The sequence below is a fragment of the Streptomyces sp. NPDC002851 genome (genome assembly GCF_053591935.1).
Map to the genome: position 1 here is coordinate 147594 of NZ_JBSFUT010000010.1, position 19864 is coordinate 167457.

A 19864-nucleotide genomic window follows, 5' to 3' on the forward strand; every position below is an offset into this window, starting at 1 on the left:
TAAGTAAGAACAAGAGGGAGACGGACCAGTGGCCGACAACGCGCGGGCGAAGAAGCTGGCGGACCTCGTCCGAGAGGTGGTCGCACAGAAGCTGCAGCGTGGGGTCAAGGACCCGCGCCTCGGTTCGCACGTGACCATCACCGACACCCGGGTCACGGGTGACCTGCGGGAGGCGACCGTCTTCTACACGGTCTACGGCTCCGACGAGGACCGGGCCAGCGCGGCCGCGGGCCTGGAGAGTGCCAAGGGCGTGCTGCGCTCCGCGGTGGGCGCGGCGGCGGGCGTGAAGTTCACGCCGACGCTGACCTTCGTGGCCGACGCGCTGCCGGAGAACGCCCGGACCATCGAGGACCTGCTCGACAAGGCGCGGGCCTCGGACGAGAAGGTGCGCGAGGCCTCCTCGGGCGCCTCGTACGCGGCCGGCGCGGACCCGTACAAGAAGCCGGGCGAGGAAGACGAGGACGCCGCCGCCGAATGAGCCAGCAGAACAAAACGCCGGACGGCCTTGTCATTGTCGACAAGCCGTCCGGCTTCACTTCGCATGATGTCGTCGCCAAGATGCGTGGTATCGCCCGGACCCGGCGGGTCGGGCACGCGGGCACGCTCGACCCGATGGCGACGGGCGTGCTCGTGCTCGGCGTCGAGCGCGCCACCAAGCTCCTCGGTCATCTCGCGCTGACCGAGAAGGAGTACCTCGGCACCATCCGCCTGGGCCAGAACACCGTCACCGACGACGCCGAGGGCGAGATCACCTCCTGCACCGATGCGTCCAAGGTGACCCGCGAGGCCATCGACGCCGGTGTCGCCAAGCTGTCCGGCGACATCATGCAGGTGCCGTCCAAGGTCAGCGCCATCAAGATCGACGGCAAGCGCTCGTACAAGCGGGCGCGGGAGGGCGAGGACTTCGAGATCCCGGCGCGGCCGGTGACGGTCTCGTCCTTCGCGGTGTACGACGTCCGCGAGGCCGTCGCCGAGGACGGCACCGCCGTCGTCGACCTGGTCGTCTCGGTGGTCTGCTCGTCCGGTACGTACATCCGGGCGCTCGCCCGCGACCTGGGCGCCGACCTGGGCGTGGGCGGGCATCTGACGGCGCTGCGGCGCACCCGGGTCGGCCCGTACAAGCTGGACGCGGCGCACACCCTCGACCAGCTCCAGGAGGAGCTGACCGTCATGCCCGTCGCCAAGGCCGCGACGGCCGCGTTCCCGCGCTGGGAGGTGGACGCCCGGCGGGCCCGGCTGCTGCTCAACGGCGTACGGCTCGAGATGCCCGACGAGTACGGCTCCGGGAAGCCGGTCGGCGTCTTCGACCCCGAGGGCCGGTTCATCGCGCTCGTCGAAGGGCTGGGCGGGAAGGCGAAGAGCCTGGCCGTGTTCGGCTGAGGGCTCTGCACGCGGGTGCCTTGTGGGGCGGACGGCGGTCGGCTGCCCGCCCCACTACCCCCCTCCCTGAGAGTCTGTCCGGCCGTTGCCGTCGATTCACCCCTTTGTGCGGGCGCTCGGAGTGAACCCGGGGTGGGAAGGGGGCGCATCCGATTGGTGCCCTGCCCGGCTGATCATGATCGACTTACGGTCGGTCGCAGCGGGGTGGCCCGGGGTGGCCCGGGGTGGCGCGGGGCTCGGCCTCGGTTGAGGGTGGTGGTGCGACATGGGGCAGGGCGGGTCCCGTCGGCCCGGTGCGCTGGTGCGGATCTGCGATCCGGCCGGGCGGCTGCGCGGGACCGGTTTTGTCGCGGACGAGCTCGGCACGGTCGTCACCAGCCACGAGGCCGTCGACGGACTGGCCGGGCTCCTGCTGCACGCGCCCGGCGACCGTATCTGTGCGGTCGGCGCGGACGCCGTCACGCCGCTGCCCGAGGCCGATCTCGCCCTCGTCAACACCGAGGGCCTGGGGGTGCGGCCGCTGCCGATCGCCGTGCGCGCGGCCGTCGCGGTCGGTGACTATGTGCGGATCGCGGCGCGCGGCTGGCGGCAGGCGCGGATCCTTTCGGCCGGTACGCCGGTGACGTATCGCCCGAACGATTCCTCTCATCTGGTGCCCGCCGCCCTGGAGTTGGCGGTCGGCACGGACGGCCGGGACGCGCTGCGGATCGGCGGCGGAGCGGCCGGGGGACCGGTACTCGACGCGGACACCGGGGCGGTGCTCGCCGTCCTCGGCACCGCACTGCACTCCGCACACCACACCGCGGTCTTCGCGGTACCCCTGCGGCAGGCGGCCGCGGCCGCGGAGCCGGGCGGGCCCCTGGAACGGCTCCTGGCACGGAACGCGGCGACCGTACCCGCGTACGGCCGCGATCTGAACCTCGCGGGCGCGCTCCAGCTCACGGCGGTCTCGGTCGGCCCGGTCGGCTCGGGCCGCTCGGACGGGCCGCGGCGGGATCCGGCGCGGGTGGAGCCGGTGGAGCCGGTGGAACGGGCCGGGGTGGTGCGGGAGTTGGAGCGGTTTCTTGGCGGGACGGCTCATGGTGGGGGGTCTGTTGGCGAGGGGGCTCTTGGCGAGGGGTCTCTTGGCCCCGCGGGTTCGGTGGGTGCTGCGCGGGCTGGTGGTTCTTCGGCCTGTGTGCTCGGGCTTGTCGGGGATCCCGGGTGCGGGCGTACGACGGAGCTGGCCGGGTCGGCTGCGCGGCGGGCCCACAGGAGCGAGCCCGGGCCGACGGTGTGGCTGCGCGGGGCCGGGCTGCGGGACGCTGACGCGTCGGTGGCGGACGCGGTGGGGCGGGCCCTGGAGGATGCGGGGCGGATCGTGGCGGCCTCGGCCGAGTATGCCGAGCATGTGGAGCGGACCGGGGGCGAGTGCGGGGCCTGGGCCTGGGGCGGGGCCGAGGTCGGGCGGCTCGGGGAGCTGAGCCCCGGGCGGGTGGCGCGGATCGCCCGTGATGCCGGGCGGCCGATGCTCGTCCTGCTCGACGGGCCCGAGGAGATGCCGCCCGTGCTTGCCCATCGACTCGCCGAGTGGACCGCGGGAACCGTGGACTGGCTGCGGGAGACCGGCGCGCGGCTCGTGGTGGGGTGCCGGACCGAGTACTGGGAGCAGGCCGGGGCCCTCTTTCCGGACGGTGCGCTGCACAGGGCAGCCGGGGCGCGGTTGCCTGCCTGTGTGCGCCTCGGTGATCTGGACGAGGAGCAGGCGGCGCGGGCCCGGGAGCGGTACGGCCTGCCGGACGGGGCCCTGTCGCCCGCCGACGCCCGGCATCCGCTGGCCCTGCGGCTCCTGGCCGAGGTGCGGGCCGCGCTGCCGGACGGGGGTGGGGATGGGGGCGCGGATGGGGCCGTGGTCGGGTGCCCGTCCCGGGATCAGATCTTCTCCGCGTATCTCGATCTGATGTGTCTGCGGGTGGCGGTGCGGCTCGCTGCCGGGCGTGGGCTGCGGGGCACGGCGGTACGGCGGCTCGCGGCCCGGACCTCCGGGCGGCTGCACGAGGCGGCGCGGCGGAGCCTCGGGCCCGGGCAAGGGGAGCTCGACCGGGAGTCGTTCGAGGCGGTCTTTCCGCGGGCGAGCGGCTGGGCCTCGGCCGTGCTCACCGAGGGGCTGTTCGTCCCGGCGGGCACCGGGTACCGCTTCGCGCACGAGGAGCTGGCCGACTGGATCCAGGGGGTGCACCTGGATCTGGACGCGGCGCTGTGGGCGCTGGTGCACCAGTGGTGGCGGGGGGACCGGGACGGTGAGGTGGCGGGTGCGGGTGACCCCGTGCCTCGGCACCGCATCGGCCCCGTCGTGCAGGCGCTGCTTGTGCTCGAACGGCACCAGGGCGGCGCCGAACTGGCCCTGCGCCTGGAGGAGTTGGTGCACGCGGTGGATCACTTCACGCAGAGCGCCGATCCGTATGGCTCGGACGCGCCCTGGTGGGCCGCGCGGCTGCTTGCCGAGACGGTGTCGCGGGTGCCGGACGGCAGGCCGTACCTCGGGGTGCTCCGGCTGCTCGCCGAGCGGGTGCTTGTACGGCGGCCGGTGGAGGCGTACGCGGGGTTCGGGCCGGGCTTCTGGCGCGCGCTGCCGCTGCCCGCCGAGGAGCGGATGGATCTGCTGCGGCGGCTCGTCGTGACGGACGCTGACCGCGGCGCGCCCGGCGGTGAGCGGTTCCTCGACGCTGTGGGGGAGTGGCTTCGGCAGCACCCCGGCACCGTACAACCGCTTCTGACCAGGTGGTTCACCGACGAGCGGCCGCTGCCCGCGGCCCCCGCGGCCACCGTGGCGCGGGCCGCACAGGCGCTCCTGTACACCCACCGGCACGGTGCACTCGACGAGCTCACCGAGGCTCTGGTCGACTGTGCGCACCCGCGCGGCGACGAGCTGCTCGCCGCGCTCGCCGAGGAGGAACCGTCCGCGCTCTGCCGCGCCGTCGACCGCTGGGCGCACGACGCGCGCCCCGGCCGCCGGGCCGCGGCCGCCACGTACGGGCCCAGGGTCGCGCCGTATGCCCGTACGGACGCCGACCGAAGGCTGCTGCGGTACGCCGCGCTCACGCTGCTCGCGCGGTGAGCCTGGGCGGGGCTTGCGGATCACGTACCGTGCCGTCGGCTCGGGTGCCGCACCTGGGGGCTGCGCCCCCAGACCCCGCTATATCGCGCTGAACGCGCTCGTCCTCAAACCCGGACGGGCTGATTGTTGCCGACGGGCTGAATCGTTGCCGACGGGCTGATTGTTACGTGACCGGCCGATGCGAGCCGCGCTCGCCCGGCATGGCACTCTTAGTCCTGCGCAAACATCAGGACGTACCGACGTACACAGGTTCGGCGAGGAGCAAACACCGTGCAGCGCTGGCGTGGCTTGGAGGACATCCCCGAGGACTGGGGGCGCAGCGTCGTCACCATCGGCTCCTACGACGGGGTGCACCGCGGCCACCAGCTGATCATCGGGCGGGCCGTCGAGCGGGCCCGCGAGCTCGGGGTGCCCGCCGTCGTCGTCACCTTCGACCCGCACCCCAGCGAGGTCGTCCGCCCCGGCAGCCACCCGCCGCTGCTCGCGCCGCACCACCGGCGGGCCGAGCTGATGGCCGAGCTCGGTGTGGACGCGGTCCTGATCCTGCCGTTCACCAGCGAGTTCTCCAAGCTGTCCGCGGCCGACTTCGTGGTCAAGGTGCTCGTCGACAAGCTGCACGCGCGCCTGGTCGTCGAGGGTCCCAACTTCCGCTTCGGCCACAAGGCCGCGGGCAACGTCGACGTGCTCGCCGAGCTCGGCACCTCGTACGACTACGCGGTCGAGGTCGTCGACCTGTTCGTGACCGGGGACGCGGGCGGCGGCGCGCCGTTCTCCTCCACGCTGACCCGGCGCCTGATCGCCGAGGGCGATGTCGCCGGGGCCGCCGAGATCCTCGGGCGCCCGCACCGCGTCGAGGGCGTCGTCGTCCGGGGCGCGCAGCGCGGCCGCGAGATGGGCTTCCCGACCGCCAACGTGGAGACCCTGCCGCACACCGCGATCCCCGCGGACGGGGTGTACGCCGGGTGGCTGCACGCCGCCGGTGAGGCGATGCCCGCGGCGATCTCGGTCGGCACCAACCCGCAGTTCGAGGGCACCGAGCGGACCGTCGAGGCGTACGCCATCGACCGGGTCGGGCTCGATCTGTACGGCCTGCACGTGGCCGTGGACTTCGTCGCCTTCGTACGCGGGCAGGCGAAGTTCGACTCGATCGAGGAGCTGCTCGACGCGATCGCGGACGATGTGAAGCGCTGCCGCGAGCTGGTCGGCCCGGCCGGACCGGCCGACCCGTCGGATTCGGCGAGCGCCGCGGGCCCGGCGTAGCCCTCTTAAGCCCCCGCACGTTCCCCACGTTCCTCGCGTTCCCCGAACTGGGTTTCTCCGCAAGGGAATTACGGCATCCTAGGCGCACAGGTCTAGGGGGTGCTGTGGCGCGGGATGCGTGGGCCGGTTCGTCGGAGCGCGATCGCGTGGTGGGGCAGTGGCTGGAGGAACAGCTCGTCCACCGTTCCGGAAACGAGTCCCCGCCCCCGCTGTTGCTCCTCGGCGGCCGCGGCAGCGGCAAGACCACGCTGCTCGCCCATCTGAAGTGGCTCGCCCAGCTCACCCACACCGCCGAGCTCGACCTGGCCGAGTTCGACGACGGGGTGCGCGGCACCGTCGAGATGATCGCCGAGATCGCCTTCGGCCTCGGCCACGAGACGCCCCGCTTCCCGGCCCTTCGGCTGCCCGCCACCGCCACGCTCGCCCTGGTCCTGGCCGCGGAGACCGACCCGGTCAGCCGGGAGCGGGCCGTGCGGCAGATCCGCGCGGCGCTGGACGAGGGCCGCGCCGACGAGACGTCCGAGCAGGTCTTCCTCACGCTCCTGGAGACGGCCGGTTCGCTCGCGGGCGTCCCGCCGCTCGCCATGGCGGTGTTCCCCCTGGTCCGCAGCGGCAGACGGCTCTGGGGGATCACCCGGCGCCACCGCGAGCTGCGCCGCGCCGTCCGCGCCGTCCAGGCCGTGCCGCCCGCCTCACCGGCGGAGTTCCTCGCCGGGCTCAACCACCGGTTCCGGCACGGCACCGGGCCGCAGCGCGGCGAGGCCGAGGAGCTGCTGCTCCGGGCCTTCCTCGACGATCTGCACCGCGCGTACGCCGCCGGGGACGGGCAGCGGCGCACCTGGCGTCCCCTGCTGCTGCTCGACAACGTCGATACGCCCCTCGGCGACACCTTCCTGCGGGCCCTTTCCGAGGCGCGGCAGGCCCGGCGGGCCGATGACCCGCTGCTCGTCGTGGCCGCCGCCCGCAGCCGCCCGCAGCTCCTGCGCGACCTGGAGCGCGGGCTCGTTCCACACGGCGGTTACCTGGGCTGCTGGCAGCGAACCGATAGCAGCACCGCCAGCACCGCCGTCACCGCCAGCACTGCCAGCACCGCTGTCACCGCCAGCACCACCATCACCGCCGACCGTCGGGAGCGGTTCGTGCCGCGGCCGGTGGGCGGTGCGGGGCCGCTGGCCGTCGGCCAGCTGCGCGCCCTCGACCGCACCGAGGTCGGCGACCACGCCGCGTCCCTGGTGCGCGGTCTGCCGCGGGAGGCCAGTGCGGGTATCTCGCGGCCCGCGGCCTGGCTGGGCCGCGTCCTGTACGAGCTGACGCGCGGTCAGCCGTACGCCTGCGCCGAGGTGTTCACCGAACTCGGGAACTTCGCGGAGGAGACCCACCTGGCGCGGCGGGTGCAGGAGGTGTTCGCGGCGGACGGCGAGCACGCCGTCGGCGGCCGCGTCCTCGGCCGCCTCCTGGACGGGCTGCTGCCCGCGGTACGGCCCGAACTGCCGCGCGCCGCCGCGGCCGTCGCGCCGGGGCAGGCCATCGCCGCCGACGCGCTGTGGCGCTCGGGCTCGCGCTCGCTGCGGGACTGGGTCGCCGAGGTGGCGCGCGACGACCTGCGCTGCGAGGTCGTAGGCGTGGACGGGGAGCCGGTCGCCGTACTGCCCGATGTGCTCCGGCGCGCGCTCCTTCAGGAGCTGGCGCAGCCGCCGGAGTCCAACGGGACGGGTTCGGGGAGGAGTTGGGCCGAGGTGTACCGGGTGTTGGTGGACGAGACGGTGGGGGACCGGGGCGGGGGCGCGGGCCTGGACCCGGACGTGGACCCGGACCTGGACCGGGACTCGGATGGGGACTCGGACTTGGACGAGGGCGCCGACGGGGGCACCTACGCGGGTGACGCCGGTGGGCCGGGGCCGGGGCCAGGGCCGGGGCCAGGCCCGGGCCGTGGCGGCCGGGAAGAGGCGTACTACCGGCTCGCGCGCGGCGATCTCGCCGGGGCCACCGCCCTGCTGCACGCCGCGTACCGGCGGGTGTGCGAGGGCACCCTCGACGCCGAGTACTGGTGCCGGGCGCTGTCCTGGGTGCAGCGGGCGCCGCGCCCCGGCCTGCGCACCGTCGTCGACGCGGGCGCCGAGTACCAGCGGCTCGTGGCCGAGGCGGCCGGGGCGGCCGACTCCCGGCGTCGCGTGCCCGCCGAGCAGATGCCGATCGCCCGGCTCCTCATCGCCGGGCAGCTCACCCTGCACCCGGAGACGGACCCGTACGCCCATCTCTGGTCCGACCCGCTCTCCGACCCGACGGCCGTGCTACGCGAGGTCATCGCGGAGCAACTGGAGGAGTTGCGGCGCGGGTTGCCCTGGCGCGAATGGCAGACGTTCGACGACCGCAAGAACCTGTACCGGCAGGAGCCTTGGTGACGGTGCCACAGGTGCCACAGGTGCTTCAGGTGCTTGAGAACCATGGCCGGTGACGACGTATCCCTGGGAGCCGTGGTGACGGCGTACCGAGAGGAGCCTCTATGAGCGGTCCCCTTCAGCCGCCGTCCCCCGGTCCCGGCCGGGGTCCCGGCAGCCCGCCCGAGCCGCCGCCCGCGCCGCGCTCGCGGCGGCGCCACCTGCGCTGGGCCGTTCCGGCCGGGGTGCTTCTGCTGTACGCCCTCTACTTCTTCGCGGGCTCCAGTTGGGGCACCCGGGCGTACTGGTTCGACCGCTGTGCCGAAGGCGTGTGGGAAGAGGGCCCGCACGACGAGTGCGTGGGCGTCACGGACGGGAGTCACCCCTTCGACGACTCCCTCGCGGACATCACCCGGCTCATCCACGAGGAGAACAAGGACGTCGAGGAGTCCGGCAAGCCCTGGGTGGCCGTGGCCTACGTGCACCCCATGACCACCGACGACACCGGCCGGGACGACAACTCGGCACGCCAGGAGCTCGAAGGGGCCTATCTCGCCCAGCACGCGCTCAACCGCTCCGCCGAGGGCGGCATGGGCGACGAGCCGCAGATCAAGCTGCTGCTCGCCAACCCGGGCGCCGGGGCCCGACAGTGGGAGCCGCTCACCGACCGGCTGATCGACATGAAGGACGACGAGCGGCACAAGCTCGTCGCGGTCACCGGATTCGGGCCGTCCTTCGACGCCACCGGGGACGCCGTCGACCGGCTGCGCAAGGCCGAACTGCCGCTGATCGGGGCCGCGTCCACCGCGGACGAGCTCACCAACAAAGGCAAGATCGGCTTCTTCCGGGTGGTCAACCCCAACAAGGGCGAGGCGTTCGCGGCCGCCCGTCACCTCAAGGAGATCCAGCGCAAGGAGTCCGGCTACCGGATCGGCGTCGTCAAGGACCGCAGTGATACCGACCTTTACCCCGTCTCGCTCTACAACGGGTTCACCGAGGCCGCGAAGGAGCAGGGGCTCGACCTCGACCTGCGCCTGGAGTACAGCTCCGACGCGGACGCGCTCACCAACGCCTTCGCCTCCATCGCCGAACGCGTCTGCCGGGACCGGCCCGACGCCCTGTACTTCGCGGGCCGGGGCCGTGAACTGCGCCTGTTCATCACGGCGATGGGCGCCTTCGGGCAGCGCTGCCCGGTCACGGTGTTCACCGGCGACGACGCCGTCAGCATGTACTCCGACATCCAGGAGAGCACGGAACAGCTCAACAAGTTCACCGAGCGGTGGAAGCTCAGCCAGGTCAGGGTGCGCTTCACCGCCGTCGCCCACCCCGACCTGTGGCGCGGCGGATACCCGGGCGGCAAGCAGGACCCGATGCCCGAGTTCACCAAGCGCTACCTCCGGCTGACCGGGCAGCCCGCCAACCGGCTCGACGACGGGCAGGTCATCGCGGTGCACGACGCGATGCTCATCGCGGGCAGCGCCATACGGGACGCCGGACCGAAGAACGCCACCTCCGGTGCCGTGCTTCAGATGATGCTGCAGATCAAGGAGGGCAACGAGGTACCGGCCCTGAGCGGGCCGATCTACTTCGGCGACGACGGGGATCCGGTGGCCAAGCGGGTTCCCATTGTGGAGCTGGAGCCGTCCGGGGCGTACACGTTCTGGAAGGGGGTGCAGCCTTAGAGGGAGACACCCCTAAGGGGAGACTCCCTAGGGCTGCGGCTGCTTACGTGGTGGTCGGCCGGGGGCCTACGTGGGCCCAGTGGCAGGCCACCGCGGAGCCTTCGCGGTCGTCCCCGTCGAGCAGCGGCAGCTCCTTCGTACGGCAGGACTCCGCCACGCCCGCTCGCTCCGCCTCGCCCGAGGCCAGGACCGGGCAGCGGGCGTGGAAGCGGCAGCCGGAGGGGATGCGGGACGGGTCCGGGGGCTCGCCGGTGAGCACCACCTGCTCGCCACCGGCCTCCGGCAGGACGGACAACAGGGCTTGGGTGTACGGGTGTCGGGGCGCCGTAAGCACCTCCTCCACCGTGCCCGTCTCGACCACCCGGCCCAGATACATCACCGCCACCCGGTCCGCGATGTTCCAGGCGAGCCCCAGATCGTGCGTGACGACCAGCGCGCTCAGGCCGAGGTCGCGGCGGAGCCCGAGCAGCAGCGCGAGGATCTCCCCGCGTACGGAGGCGTCGAGGGAGGCCACCGGCTCGTCCGCGACGAGCAGTTCGGGGTCGAGGACCAGGGCGCCCGCGATGACGACGCGCTGGCGCTGGCCGCCGGAAAGCTCGTGCGGGTAGCGCAGGAAGAACCGCTCGGGCGGCCGCAGACCGGCCCGGGCCAGGGCCTCGCCGACCTTGGTGCGTTCGTCGCCCGCGTAACCGTGGATGCGCAGGCCCTCGGCGACGGCGTCGTACACGGTATGGCGGGGGTTGAGCGAGCCGCTCGGGTCCTGGAGGACGAGCTGGGCGCGGCCGCGGTACGCCTTGAGGGAGCGGGTGTCGTACGCGAGGGGGGTGCCGTCGAACCTCACTTCGCCCTCGGAGGGCCGTTCCAGGCCCAGGAGGGTGCGGGCGAGAGTGGTCTTGCCGCAGCCGGACTCGCCTACTAGGGATAGGATTTCGCCCCTTTTCAGGGTCAGGTGGACGCCATCCACCGCCTTGGCCGGAGGTGCGCCTCGGCGTCCGGGGAAGGTGACCTTCAGGTCGGCTGCGCTGAGCAGGGGTGACTCGGTCATCGTCGGCCTTCCAGGTGCCCGGAGCCGGGGCGCTGTGCCCACCCGTTCCGCCCTGCGGAACGACTGCCCACAGCGGGGACAGAGGGTGGGCCCACAGCGGGGACAGCGGTCGCGTCGGCCACAGCAGTCATACGTGGATGCATGCCGCCCTCCAAGCGCTCTCGCCTGCTGCCCGCAGCGTCTGGTCCTCCACCCCGCACCGTTCCTCCGCCACCGGGCACCGTGGATGGAACGCGCAGCCTGTCGGCAGCGACAAAGGGTCGGGTGGGTCGCCCGGGAGGCCGCTGGGGGCGTGGCGGGATGCGGGGTCGCCGATGCGGGGGAAGGCGGCGGAGAGGGCCTTGGCGTAGGGGTGGCGGGCGTTGCGGTAGACGTCCGTCGCCGGGCCCTGTTCCACCACGCGGCCCGCGTACATCACCGCGAGGCGGTCGCAGGTGTCGGCGAGGACCGCCAGATCGTGGCTGATCATGATGAGGGCCAGGTCCTGCTCCGTGACCAACTGCTCGATCAGGCGGAGGATTTGGGCCTGGATCATCACGTCCAGAGCGGTCGTCGGCTCGTCCGCCACGATCAGGCGAGGGTCGCAGGCGAGGGCCATGGCGATCATGACGCGTTGGCGCTGGCCGCCGGAGAGCTCGTGCGGGTAGGTGGCCGCGCGGGCGGCGGGCAGGCCGACGTGTTCCAGGAGTTCGGCGACCCGGCGCTGCGCCGCCGCTCCGCTCGCCGTGCCGTGGATCAGCATCGGCTCGGCGATCTGGTCGCCGATCCGGTGCACGGCGTTGAGCGAGTGCATCGCGCCCTGGAACACGATGGACGCGCCCGCCCAGCGGACCGCGCGCAGGCGGCCCCAGCGCATGGTGCGGACGTCCTCGCCGTCGAGCAGGATCTCGCCGGAGAGCTTCGCCCCGGCGGGAAGCAGCCGGAGCAGGGCGTGCGCCAGGGTCGACTTGCCGCACCCCGACTCCCCGGCGATGCCGAGCTTCTCCCCGGCCCGCAGGGTGAGGTCGACGCCGCGGACGGCGGCCGCCCCCGAGGCGTACGTCACGGAGACGTCCCTCAGGTCGAGCAGTGGCTGCCCATCGGAGGACGAGGCTTGCGGATGTGTGGAAGCGGTCAACGGGACGCCCCCAGCCTGGGATTGAGTACGGACTCCACGGCGCGGCCGCAGAGCGTGAAGGACAGGGCGACCAGGGCGATGGCCAGGCCCGGCGGCATGACGTACCACCAGTCCGTGGTCGCACCCGCGTCCCGGGCGTCCTGGAGCAGGCCGCCCCAGGAGACGATCGTGGGGTCGCTGAGCCCGAGGAACGCCAGCGTGGCCTCGGTCAGGACGGCCGAGGAGATCACCAGGGTGGTCTGGGCGAGGACCAGCGGCATGACGTTGGGCAGCACGTGCCGGGCCATGATGTGGCCGTGGCCGCCCCCGAGCGCGCGGGCGCGTTCGATGTACGGGCGGGACTCCACGGCGAGCGTCTGGGCGCGCACCAGGCGGGCCGTGGTCGGCCAGGTGGTCACGCCGATCGCCACGATCACCGTCCAGATGGACCGGGACATCACACTGGCCAGGGCGATCGCGAGGACCAGCGTCGGCATCACCAGGAACCAGTCCGTGACCCGCATGATCACGGTGGCGTACCAGCCCTTGAAGTGCCCGGCCGTGATGCCGATCAGCGTGCCGATGGCCACGGACAGGGCGGCCGCGAGGAAGCCGACCGTGAGCGAGAAGCGGGCACCCCAGACGAGTAGCCCGAGCATGCTGCGGCCGTCCTTGTCCGTGCCCAGGAGGAACTCCCCGCTGGGCGCCTCGAGCGGCGTGCCCGGCGCCCTGGTCACGCTCTGCACGTCCGCGCCGACGATCAGCGGGGCGAACAGCGCCAGGGCGACGAAGAGGGCCAGGGCGGCCAGGCCGAAGAGTCCGGCGCGGTGGGTGCGGTACTGCTGCCAGAAGCGGACGAGAGAGCGGCGACGGCGCTGCCGGGCGAGGGCCCGGGGGCTTTCCGGCTTCCCTGTCACCGTCACCTTCTCGGTCGTGTTCCCGGTCTGGTTCTTGGTCTGGTTCTTGGTCTTGTTCGTGGTGGTGTTCTTGGTCGTGTTCTCGGGTGTGGTCATCGGCCCACCCGGGGGTCGAGCAGCGGATAGATCAGGTCGGCGAGGGTGTTCATCAGGATGACTCCGGCCGCGAAGACGAAGAACAGGCCCTGAAGCAGCGGCAGATCGGGGATGCTCAGGGCCTCGTAGAACAGTCCGCCCAGGCCCGGCCAGGAGTAGACCGTCTCCACCAGGATCTGGCCCGCGATGACATGCCCGAGGTTGACGAAGAGCAGCGTCACCGTGGGCAGCAGCGCGTTGGGCACGGCATGGCGGCGGCGTACCAGATCGTCCCGCAGGCCCTTCGCGCGGGCCGTCGTCAGATAGTCCCCGCCCATCTCGTCGAGCAGCGAGGAGCGCATCACCAGGAGCGTCTGCGCGTACCCGACGGCGACCAGGGTGAGCACCGGGAGCACCATGTGGTGCGCGACGTCCAGGGCGTGCGCCAGGCCGGTGCTGCCGTCCCCGGACTCCATCAGGCCGGTGGGGAACAGGCCCGGGACGAATCCGACGCCGACCGCGAAGACGTTGATCAGCATCAGGCCGAGCCAGAACGACGGCACCGAGTAGAGGAACAGCGAGAGCCCCGTGTTGACGCGGTCGCCCGCGCCGCCGTTGCGCCAGGCCGAGCGGGTGCCGAGCCAGATGCCGATCACCGAGTAGAGCAGAAAGGCCGTGCCGGTCAGGAGGAGCGTCGCGGGCACCCGGTCGAGGATCAACTCGCCCACGGGATCGTTGAGTTGGTACGAGTTGCCGAAGTCGCCGCGGAGCGCCTGGCCGCAGTACTGGGTGAACTGCTCCCACAGCGGCTTGTCGATGCCGAACTGGCGGCGCAGCGCCTCGAGTTCACCGGCGGAGACGGGGCGGCCGTGGGTGATGGTGCGCACCGGGTCGCCCGGGATGATCCGGAAGAGGAAGAAGCTGGTGATCAGAACGGCGAAGAGGGAGACGGCCGCGCCGAGCAGCTTTCCGCCGACGTACCGGAGATAGGCGGCGAGGTGCCCACCGCGCGCGTCCCGGGCCCGGCCGGGCGGCCCGGCCGCCGTGGTGGCGGCCGGACCGTCGGTCGTGTCACCGAGCGACACGGTGGCACGTGCACTGGGGTCGGTCATATCAGCGGGCTCCGCCTATTCGCGATCTTCCGCGGAGGCCCGGCGGCGCAGCGCCAGGAACGCCCCCGCACCGGCGAGCAGCACCACACCCGCCACGATGCCGACCACCGTGCCGGCCGACGTACCGTCGTCCGAGGCCTCGGCCCCGTCCGCCGGGACCGCCGACCACCAGCTCCAATAGCCGTCCTGGCCATAGATGTTGCCCGCGTCCGAGGGCATCGTGGTGATCGACTTGATCTGGTCGGTGCGGTAGGCCTCGACGGCGTTCGGGTACGCGATGATGTTCATGTACCCGAGGTCGTAGAGCCGCGACTGCATCTGCTTGACGAGGTCGGCGCGCTTGGCCGGGTCGTATTCGGCCTGCTGCTTCTTGTAGAGCTCGTCGTACTTCTTGTCGCAGATGAAATTGTCGGTGGGTGAGGTGGCGCCGGGTTTGCTCGGCAGCGCGTCACAGATGTGCAGCGACAGGACGTAGTCCGGGTCCGGGTTCACCGACCAGCCGTCGAAGGCGAGGTCGTACTCGCCCGCGTACCAGGGGTCGGTGACATTGTCGAGGCACTGCACCTCGAGGCCGATGCCGAGCGCGCCCCACCACTCCTTGAGATAGTTCCCGATCGCCTTGTCCGCGGGATCGGTGGCGTGGCACAGAATGCGGAAATTCAGCGGCTTTCCGTCCTTGCCGACCCGTTTTCCGTCGTCGTTCTTCTTGTAGCCCGCCTCGTCGAGGAGTTGGGCGGCCCGCTTCGGCTCGTACGACAGTTTCTGTTCCGCGGTCGGCTTCCAGAAGTAGTCCGAGAAGCGCGGCGGAATGTAGCCCTCGCCCTCGACCGCGTACCCCTGGAAGACCTTCTTGATGATGGTTTCGCGGTCCATGGCGAGGAACAGCGCGTGCCGCACCTTCTGGTCGAGCAGCGCGGGGTGGCCGTCGCCGAATCTCTTGCCGTCCTTGGTGCGGGCGCCCGGGTTGGTGGCCAGCGCGAAGAACCGGCGGCCGGGGGCGTCATTGACCTTGATGTTCGGCTGCTTCTTCAGGTCGGCGGCCTGCGCCGGGGTGAGCGCGGGCTGCCCGGCGACGAAGGACACCTCGCCCTTCTTGAGGGCCGCGACCGCCGCGTCCTGGTCCTTGTACGTCTTGAAGAGCAGCTCGTCGAATTTCGGGGCGCCGCGCCAGAAGGCTTTGTTCGGCTTCAGCTTGACGAACTTGTCCTTCTTGTAGTCCGTGAGAATGAAGGGGCCATTGCCGACGATGGGGAACTTCTGGTCGTTGTCGAACTTCCCGAAGTCCTCGACCTTCTCCCAGATGTGCTTCGGCACGATCGGCACATCGAGGGCCGTCATGGTGGCCTGCGGCTTCTTCAGCTCGATGACGAGCTTGTCCGGCGAAGGTGCCGTCACCTTCTTGAAGTTGGCGACATAGCCCGCGTTGACCGTGCCCGCGCCCTCATCCGTCATGACCTTGTTGAACGTCCAGGCCGCGTCCTCGGCCGTGGCCGGTTTCCCGTCGGACCACTTCGCACCCTTGCGGATCGTGTATGTCCAGGTGAGCTTGTCCTTCGAGGGTTTCCACTCGGTGGCGAACCCTGGAACCGTGTGGGCGTCCTTGGGGTCGTAATTGGTCAGGTTCTCGTACATCAGCTTGTGAATGCTCGTACTGACCAAACGCTGGGCGAGAAACGGGCTGAGCGAATCGACGCTCTGCGCCACCGCGACCGTGAGAGTCTGCTTGCCGCCTGACTCGGAGGAGTCCGCCCGGGCCTCGTCCGGCGCCGGTCCGAGCGGCGAGGCCAGCGTGGCGGTCAGGGCGAGCGCCCCGGCGCCCGCGCCGAGCAGCTGCCGCGCACGGCGGCGGTGCCGAGCCGTGCCGCCGGGACCTTGGCGACCTGGGGGCCCTGAGGGCCCTGGGGGAGGAGCGTGCTGATCTCTGGTGTCCATCTGCGGTGACCTCGCGTCTTTTGCTCGAGAACAAAGGGCGGGACGTGCGGGGACGTACGAACAGCGGTCTGGATGGGGTGAGTGTCTATCAGCGGTGGTCTAAACATGTCAACGGCGAACACACCCCGCGTGGCCTGCGGGAACGCCCTTGCATTCCTGCCCACTTGAAGCCGGAAACCCTCATTGGTCCAGTCCTCTGAAGCACCTCATCGGGTGGCTCCACTACGGGTAGAGTCCAAGCAGTTCGTGAGGCCCGTGGAACGGAGTGACCCGGATGTCGGCGGAGAACGAGGAAGAGCTGGCGGCCCGCAAGAAGGCGGAGAAGGACGCCCTGTACGCCCTGGACATCAGCGGCGTCGAGTGGCACAGCGCACCCGGGGGCCCGGAGGACGAGAAGGTCGAGATCGCCTATCTGGAGGGCGGCGCGGTCGCGATGCGCAACTCCAAGGACCCGGACACGGTGCTCCGTTACACGGAGGCGGAGTGGCGGGCGTTCGTCCTCGGGGCGCGGGACGGCGAGTTCGACCTGAAGTGACGTACAAGGAGAGGGGGTTGACGTCGGGTGACGTCAACCCCCTCTCCTTATGCGGTGGTTGTGGCTACTGCTGGGTCCAGCCCGGCGGCACCACGCCCGGCTGCTGACCCGGCTGGCCCTGCTGCGGGTCCTGGGTCCAGCCCTGGCCCGGCGGGGGCTGCTGGCCCTGCTGCCAACCGCCCTGGCTCTGCGGCGGGTAGCCCTGCTGGGGAGCCTGGGCCTGCTGCGGCGGGTAACCCTGCTGCGGCTGCCCCGGCTGCTGCATCATCTGCTGCTGCTGCGGGGCGAAGCCCTGGCCCTGCTGGGTGCGGGCGATGTCCTCGGCGACCAGGGCCGAGAGGTTGAAGTACGCCTCCCGGGTCTTCGGCCGCATCATGCCCAGGTCGACCTCGGCACCGGCCGCGAGGTGCTCGTCGAACGGCACCACCTGGACCGCGCGGCAGCGCGTCTCGAAGTGCGCCACGATGTCCTCGACCTTGATCATTTTGCCGGTCTCGCGGACACCCGAGATCACCGTGATCGACCGCTGCACGAGGTCGGCGAAGCCGTGCGCAGACAGCCAGTCGAGCGTCGTCGACGCGGAGCTCGCACCGTCCACCGACGGGGTCGAGATAATGATCAACTGGTCGGCCAGGTCGAGGACTCCGCGCATCGCGGAGTACAGCAGACCGGTGCCCGAGTCGGTCAGGATGATCGGGTACTGACGGCCGAGCACCTCGAGCGCGCTGCGGTAGTCCTGGTCGTTGAACGTGGTGGAGACCGCCGGGTCCACGTCGTTGGCGATGATCTCCAGACCGGAGGGCGCCTGCGAGGTGAAGCGGCGAATGTCCATGTAGCTGTTCAGCTGCGGGATCGCCTGCACCAGGTCACGGATGGTCGCCCCGGTCTCACGGCGCACCCGGCGGCCGAGCGTGCCCGCGTCCGGGTTGGCGTCGATCGCGAGGATCTTGTCCTGACGCTCGGACGCGAGGGTCGCACCCAGGGACATGGTCGTGGTCGTCTTGCCCACGCCGCCCTTGAGGGAGATGACCGCGATCCGGTAGCAGGACATCACCGGCGTACGGATCAGGTCCAGCTTCCGCTGCCGCTCGGCCTCTTCCTTCTTCGCACCGAGCTTGAACCGGGACGGGGCCGCGTTGTTCTTGCGCTGCTTCGGCTGGTTGCGCAGGAGGCGGTCCGAGGACAGCTCCACGGCCGCGTTGTAGCCGAGCGGCGTGCCGGGCGCGACCTGCTGCTGCGGCTGCTGCGCGCCGGGGCCACCGGGGCCCATCTGCCCGGCCGGGCCCGGCTGTCCGGCCTGCGGACCGGCGGACCAGCCCTGGGGCTGGCCGGGCTGCTGCTGCCCCGGCTGCTGGGGCTGTTGTTGCTGCGGCTGGCCTTGCTGCGGCTGCTGGCCCGGCTGGGGCTGGCCCGGGTGTACGGGGTTCGCCTGCGGGTGCTGCTGCCCGGGGTGGCCCTGCTGCTGCGGGTATTGGGGCTGCCCTGGCTGCTGGGGCTGCTGGTCCTGGGGTACGCCGGGGTGGCCCTGCTGGCCCTGGGGCGCGCCGGGGTGGCCCTGCTGGGGCTGACCCGGCTGGCCCGGCTGGGGCTGCTGCGGGTAGCCGTAGCCGGGCTGCGGCTGCGGCTGAGCCTGTGCCTGGGGCTGCTGCTGTGCGGGCTGCGGGTAGCCGTACCCCGCCTGCGGCTGCTGTGCCTGCGGCTGTTGCGGCTGCTGGCCGGGTTGGCCGGGTTGGCCGGGCTGTCCGGCCTGGGGGGCCTGCGGTGCCTGGGGCTGCTGCGGGTAGCCGTACCCGCCCTGGGCGGCGGCCTGTTGGGGCTGGGCCTGGGCGGGCTGCGGCTGGCCCGGCTGTGGCTGCTGCGGGTAGCCGTACCCGCCCTGCTGCTGTGCCTGGGCGGCTTGTGCTGCCTGCGCGGCGGCCTGCTGGTCGGGCTGCGCGGGCTGGTAACCCTGCGGAAGCGGGGGCAGCTGCTGTCCGGGCTGGCCCGCCTGTCCGGCCTGCGGCGGCAGCGGCGCACCGGTCGAGGCCGACTGGGCGGCGGCCTGCGCGGCATCGGGGGCCTGAGCCGCCGCGTTGCCCCAGCCGGCGCCCGAAGCGCCCGCAGCGGCACCGGAGTCGGCCGCCGCGTCACCGGCACCGTCCGCGCTCTCCGCGGTGGCCTGCTCCGGCTGCTCGCCGCCCTGAGCCCCGTCCTGCGCGGACTCGGGCTCGGCATTGGCCTCCGGCTCGTCATCGGCGGAGCCGAAGAGCGCGGCCGCCTCGGCGTCGGCCGCCGCGTAGTTCAGCTGGGCGTCGCCCGCGTCGGCCGTATCGGATGCGGTCCGCTCACCGGCGTCCGCCTCCGGCGTCTCGGCAGCCTCGGGCGCCTCGGGCGCCGAAGCGGGCGAGGGCACCGCAGGAGCCGGGGCCGGGGCCGGAGCTTGGGCCGGAGCCGAAGCCGCAGGCGCCGCGCTCGCGTCCTCGTCCACCGGCCGCAACACCGGGAACCCGGGCGGCGCGATCCCCCCGGCGGCCGGAGCCGGAGCCGGAGGTGCGGGCGCCGCGGGCTGTGCCGTCACCGGTTCCGCCACGGGCGCGGGCGCCGCGGCCTCCGGCGCGGGCGGCTGAGCGGAGGCGGGCTGCTGAGTACCGGGCTGCGGATAGCCGTAACCGCCGCCCTGTGCGGGCTGCTGCGGGTAGCCGTAACCCCCCTGCGAGGGCTGCTGCTGCGGGTAGCCGTACCCGCCCTGCTGCGGGGCCTCCGCGGGCGTGCTCGGCGCCTGCTGCTGCGGCGCGGCCCCGGGAACGTACTGCTGTGCCTGACCAGAGGTGTCGTGCTGCTGCTGCCCACCGGACGTACCGGCCGCACCGTACGACTGCTGCTGTCCGCCCCCGAAGGGCCCGGGCTGAGCGGGCGGTGCCGGGGCGGCGGGGGGAGGGGTGGCAGGAGTGGCGGGGTGGTGCGGCTGCTGCTGTTCCGGGACCGGCGGCTGCTGCGGCGCACCCTGCTGACCGCCGCCGGTCGGGCCGAGTGGCGGCGGTGGCGGCGGGGGTGCCGACGCCTGTCCGGTATGCCCGCTATTTGCGGAACCCCCCTGAGAACCCTGGTCGTACCAAGAAGGAGGCTCGTAGACGATCTCGAACTCGCCCGTGAGGTCGATGTCACGGTCGTCCCCGTCAGGGGACTGGCCGCCACGGTAGTCGGACCGATCCCTGTTCACTGCTTGCCTCCTGGTCAGCCACTGCTGCTGAATGCGTCGTCGCGGTCGGTCGGGCGGGGTGGTGCGTGCCCCGCGTCAGCGACGTACACCGCATCACCAGAAGAGCCTAATCACTCGTGGCACGGTACGGGAAAGCGCCCTTGTGTGCGCTCCGTC

13 protein-coding genes are annotated in these 19864 nt (G+C 72.2%); 7 read left to right on the forward strand and 6 right to left on the reverse strand.

The features are described from left to right. The first annotated feature begins 28 nt into the window (after nt 1-28). The 6 genes from rbfA (at nt 29) to ACWD10_RS13710 (ending at nt 9797) form a co-directional block, all read left to right on the forward strand. Complete coding sequence (gene rbfA, locus ACWD10_RS13685) at nt 29-478, forward strand: 30S ribosome-binding factor RbfA (RefSeq protein ID WP_451090298.1); 450 nt, start codon at nt 29-31, stop codon at nt 476-478. Then, nucleotides 475-1380, forward strand: coding sequence for a tRNA pseudouridine(55) synthase TruB (truB, locus tag ACWD10_RS13690; protein ID WP_451090300.1), 906 nt, complete (start codon nt 475-477; stop codon nt 1378-1380). The genes rbfA and truB overlap by 4 nt, the downstream gene beginning before the upstream one ends. Before the next feature lie 265 nt (nt 1381-1645). Then, complete coding sequence (locus ACWD10_RS13695) at nt 1646-4477, forward strand: trypsin-like peptidase domain-containing protein (protein WP_451090302.1); 2832 nt, start codon at nt 1646-1648, stop codon at nt 4475-4477. 270 nt (nt 4478-4747) lie between these two features. Next, nucleotides 4748-5737, forward strand: coding sequence for a bifunctional riboflavin kinase/FAD synthetase (locus tag ACWD10_RS13700; protein WP_451090304.1), 990 nt, complete (start codon nt 4748-4750; stop codon nt 5735-5737). A gap of 104 nt (nt 5738-5841) precedes the next feature. After that, nucleotides 5842-8139, forward strand: a complete 2298-nt coding sequence (locus ACWD10_RS13705) for a hypothetical protein (protein WP_451090306.1) — start codon at nt 5842-5844, stop codon at nt 8137-8139. Between the two features lie 101 nt (nt 8140-8240). Then, complete coding sequence (locus ACWD10_RS13710; RefSeq protein ID WP_451090308.1) at nt 8241-9797, forward strand: ABC transporter substrate-binding protein; 1557 nt, start codon at nt 8241-8243, stop codon at nt 9795-9797. Between the two features lie 43 nt (nt 9798-9840). Here ACWD10_RS13710 and ACWD10_RS13715 read toward each other — a convergent pair whose 3' ends face one another. From ACWD10_RS13715 to ACWD10_RS13735, 5 genes are all read right to left on the reverse strand, one after another. Further along, a complete protein-coding gene (locus ACWD10_RS13715) occupies nt 9841-10842 on the reverse strand; it encodes an oligopeptide/dipeptide ABC transporter ATP-binding protein (RefSeq protein WP_451090310.1) in 1002 nt (333 codons plus the stop codon). A 127-nt stretch (nt 10843-10969) separates the two neighbouring features. Continuing rightward, the gene (locus ACWD10_RS13720; protein ID WP_451090312.1) at nt 10970-11959 is read right to left on the reverse strand and encodes an ABC transporter ATP-binding protein; all 990 of its coding nucleotides are present in this window, start codon (nt 11957-11959) and stop codon (nt 10970-10972) included. Beyond that, on the reverse strand, nt 11956-12951 hold the full coding sequence (locus ACWD10_RS13725; RefSeq protein ID WP_451090314.1) for an ABC transporter permease: 996 nt from the start codon (nt 12949-12951) through the stop codon (nt 11956-11958). Before ACWD10_RS13725 ends, ACWD10_RS13720 begins: the two co-directional genes overlap by 4 nt. Continuing rightward, nucleotides 12948-14042, reverse strand: coding sequence for an ABC transporter permease (locus tag ACWD10_RS13730; RefSeq protein ID WP_451090316.1), 1095 nt, complete (start codon nt 14040-14042; stop codon nt 12948-12950). The genes ACWD10_RS13725 and ACWD10_RS13730 overlap by 4 nt, the downstream gene beginning before the upstream one ends. Nucleotides 14043-14057: 15 nt before the next feature. Beyond that, nucleotides 14058-15974: an ABC transporter substrate-binding protein gene (locus ACWD10_RS13735; RefSeq protein WP_451090318.1), complete on the reverse strand. Its 1917-nt coding sequence runs from the start codon at nt 15972-15974 to the stop codon at nt 14058-14060. A gap of 274 nt (nt 15975-16248) precedes the next feature. On the opposite strand from ACWD10_RS13735, the gene ACWD10_RS13740 reads away from it, so the two are divergent. Further along, on the forward strand, nt 16249-16509 hold the full coding sequence (locus ACWD10_RS13740; RefSeq protein WP_451090320.1) for a DUF397 domain-containing protein: 261 nt from the start codon (nt 16249-16251) through the stop codon (nt 16507-16509). Between the two features lie 64 nt (nt 16510-16573). Here ACWD10_RS13740 and ACWD10_RS13745 read toward each other — a convergent pair whose 3' ends face one another. Beyond that, nucleotides 16574-19708 carry an SCO5717 family growth-regulating ATPase gene (locus ACWD10_RS13745; protein WP_451090322.1) on the reverse strand — a complete coding sequence of 1045 codons (3135 nt, stop codon included), beginning with the start codon at nt 19706-19708 and terminating at the stop codon, nt 16574-16576. Nucleotides 19709-19864: the final 156 nt, after the last annotated feature.

Bases quoted from the DNA above. Each gene is read 5' to 3' on its own strand.
- truB (WP_451090300.1), top strand. From the start codon at position 475: ATGAGCCAGCAGAACAAAACGCCGGACGGCCTTGTCATTGTCGACAAG.
- ACWD10_RS13695 (WP_451090302.1), top strand. From the start codon at position 1,646: ATGGGGCAGGGCGGGTCCCGTCGGCCCGGTGCGCTGGTGCGGATCTGC.
- ACWD10_RS13710 (WP_451090308.1), top strand. From the start codon at position 8,241: ATGAGCGGTCCCCTTCAGCCGCCGTCCCCCGGTCCCGGCCGGGGTCCC.
- ACWD10_RS13715 (WP_451090310.1), bottom strand. From the start codon at position 10,842: ATGACCGAGTCACCCCTGCTCAGCGCAGCCGACCTGAAGGTCACCTTC.
- ACWD10_RS13725 (WP_451090314.1), bottom strand. From the start codon at position 12,951: ATGACCACACCCGAGAACACGACCAAGAACACCACCACGAACAAGACC.
- ACWD10_RS13730 (WP_451090316.1), bottom strand. From the start codon at position 14,042: ATGACCGACCCCAGTGCACGTGCCACCGTGTCGCTCGGTGACACGACC.
- ACWD10_RS13735 (WP_451090318.1), bottom strand. From the start codon at position 15,974: ATGGACACCAGAGATCAGCACGCTCCTCCCCCAGGGCCCTCAGGGCCC.
- ACWD10_RS13740 (WP_451090320.1), top strand. From the start codon at position 16,249: ATGTCGGCGGAGAACGAGGAAGAGCTGGCGGCCCGCAAGAAGGCGGAG.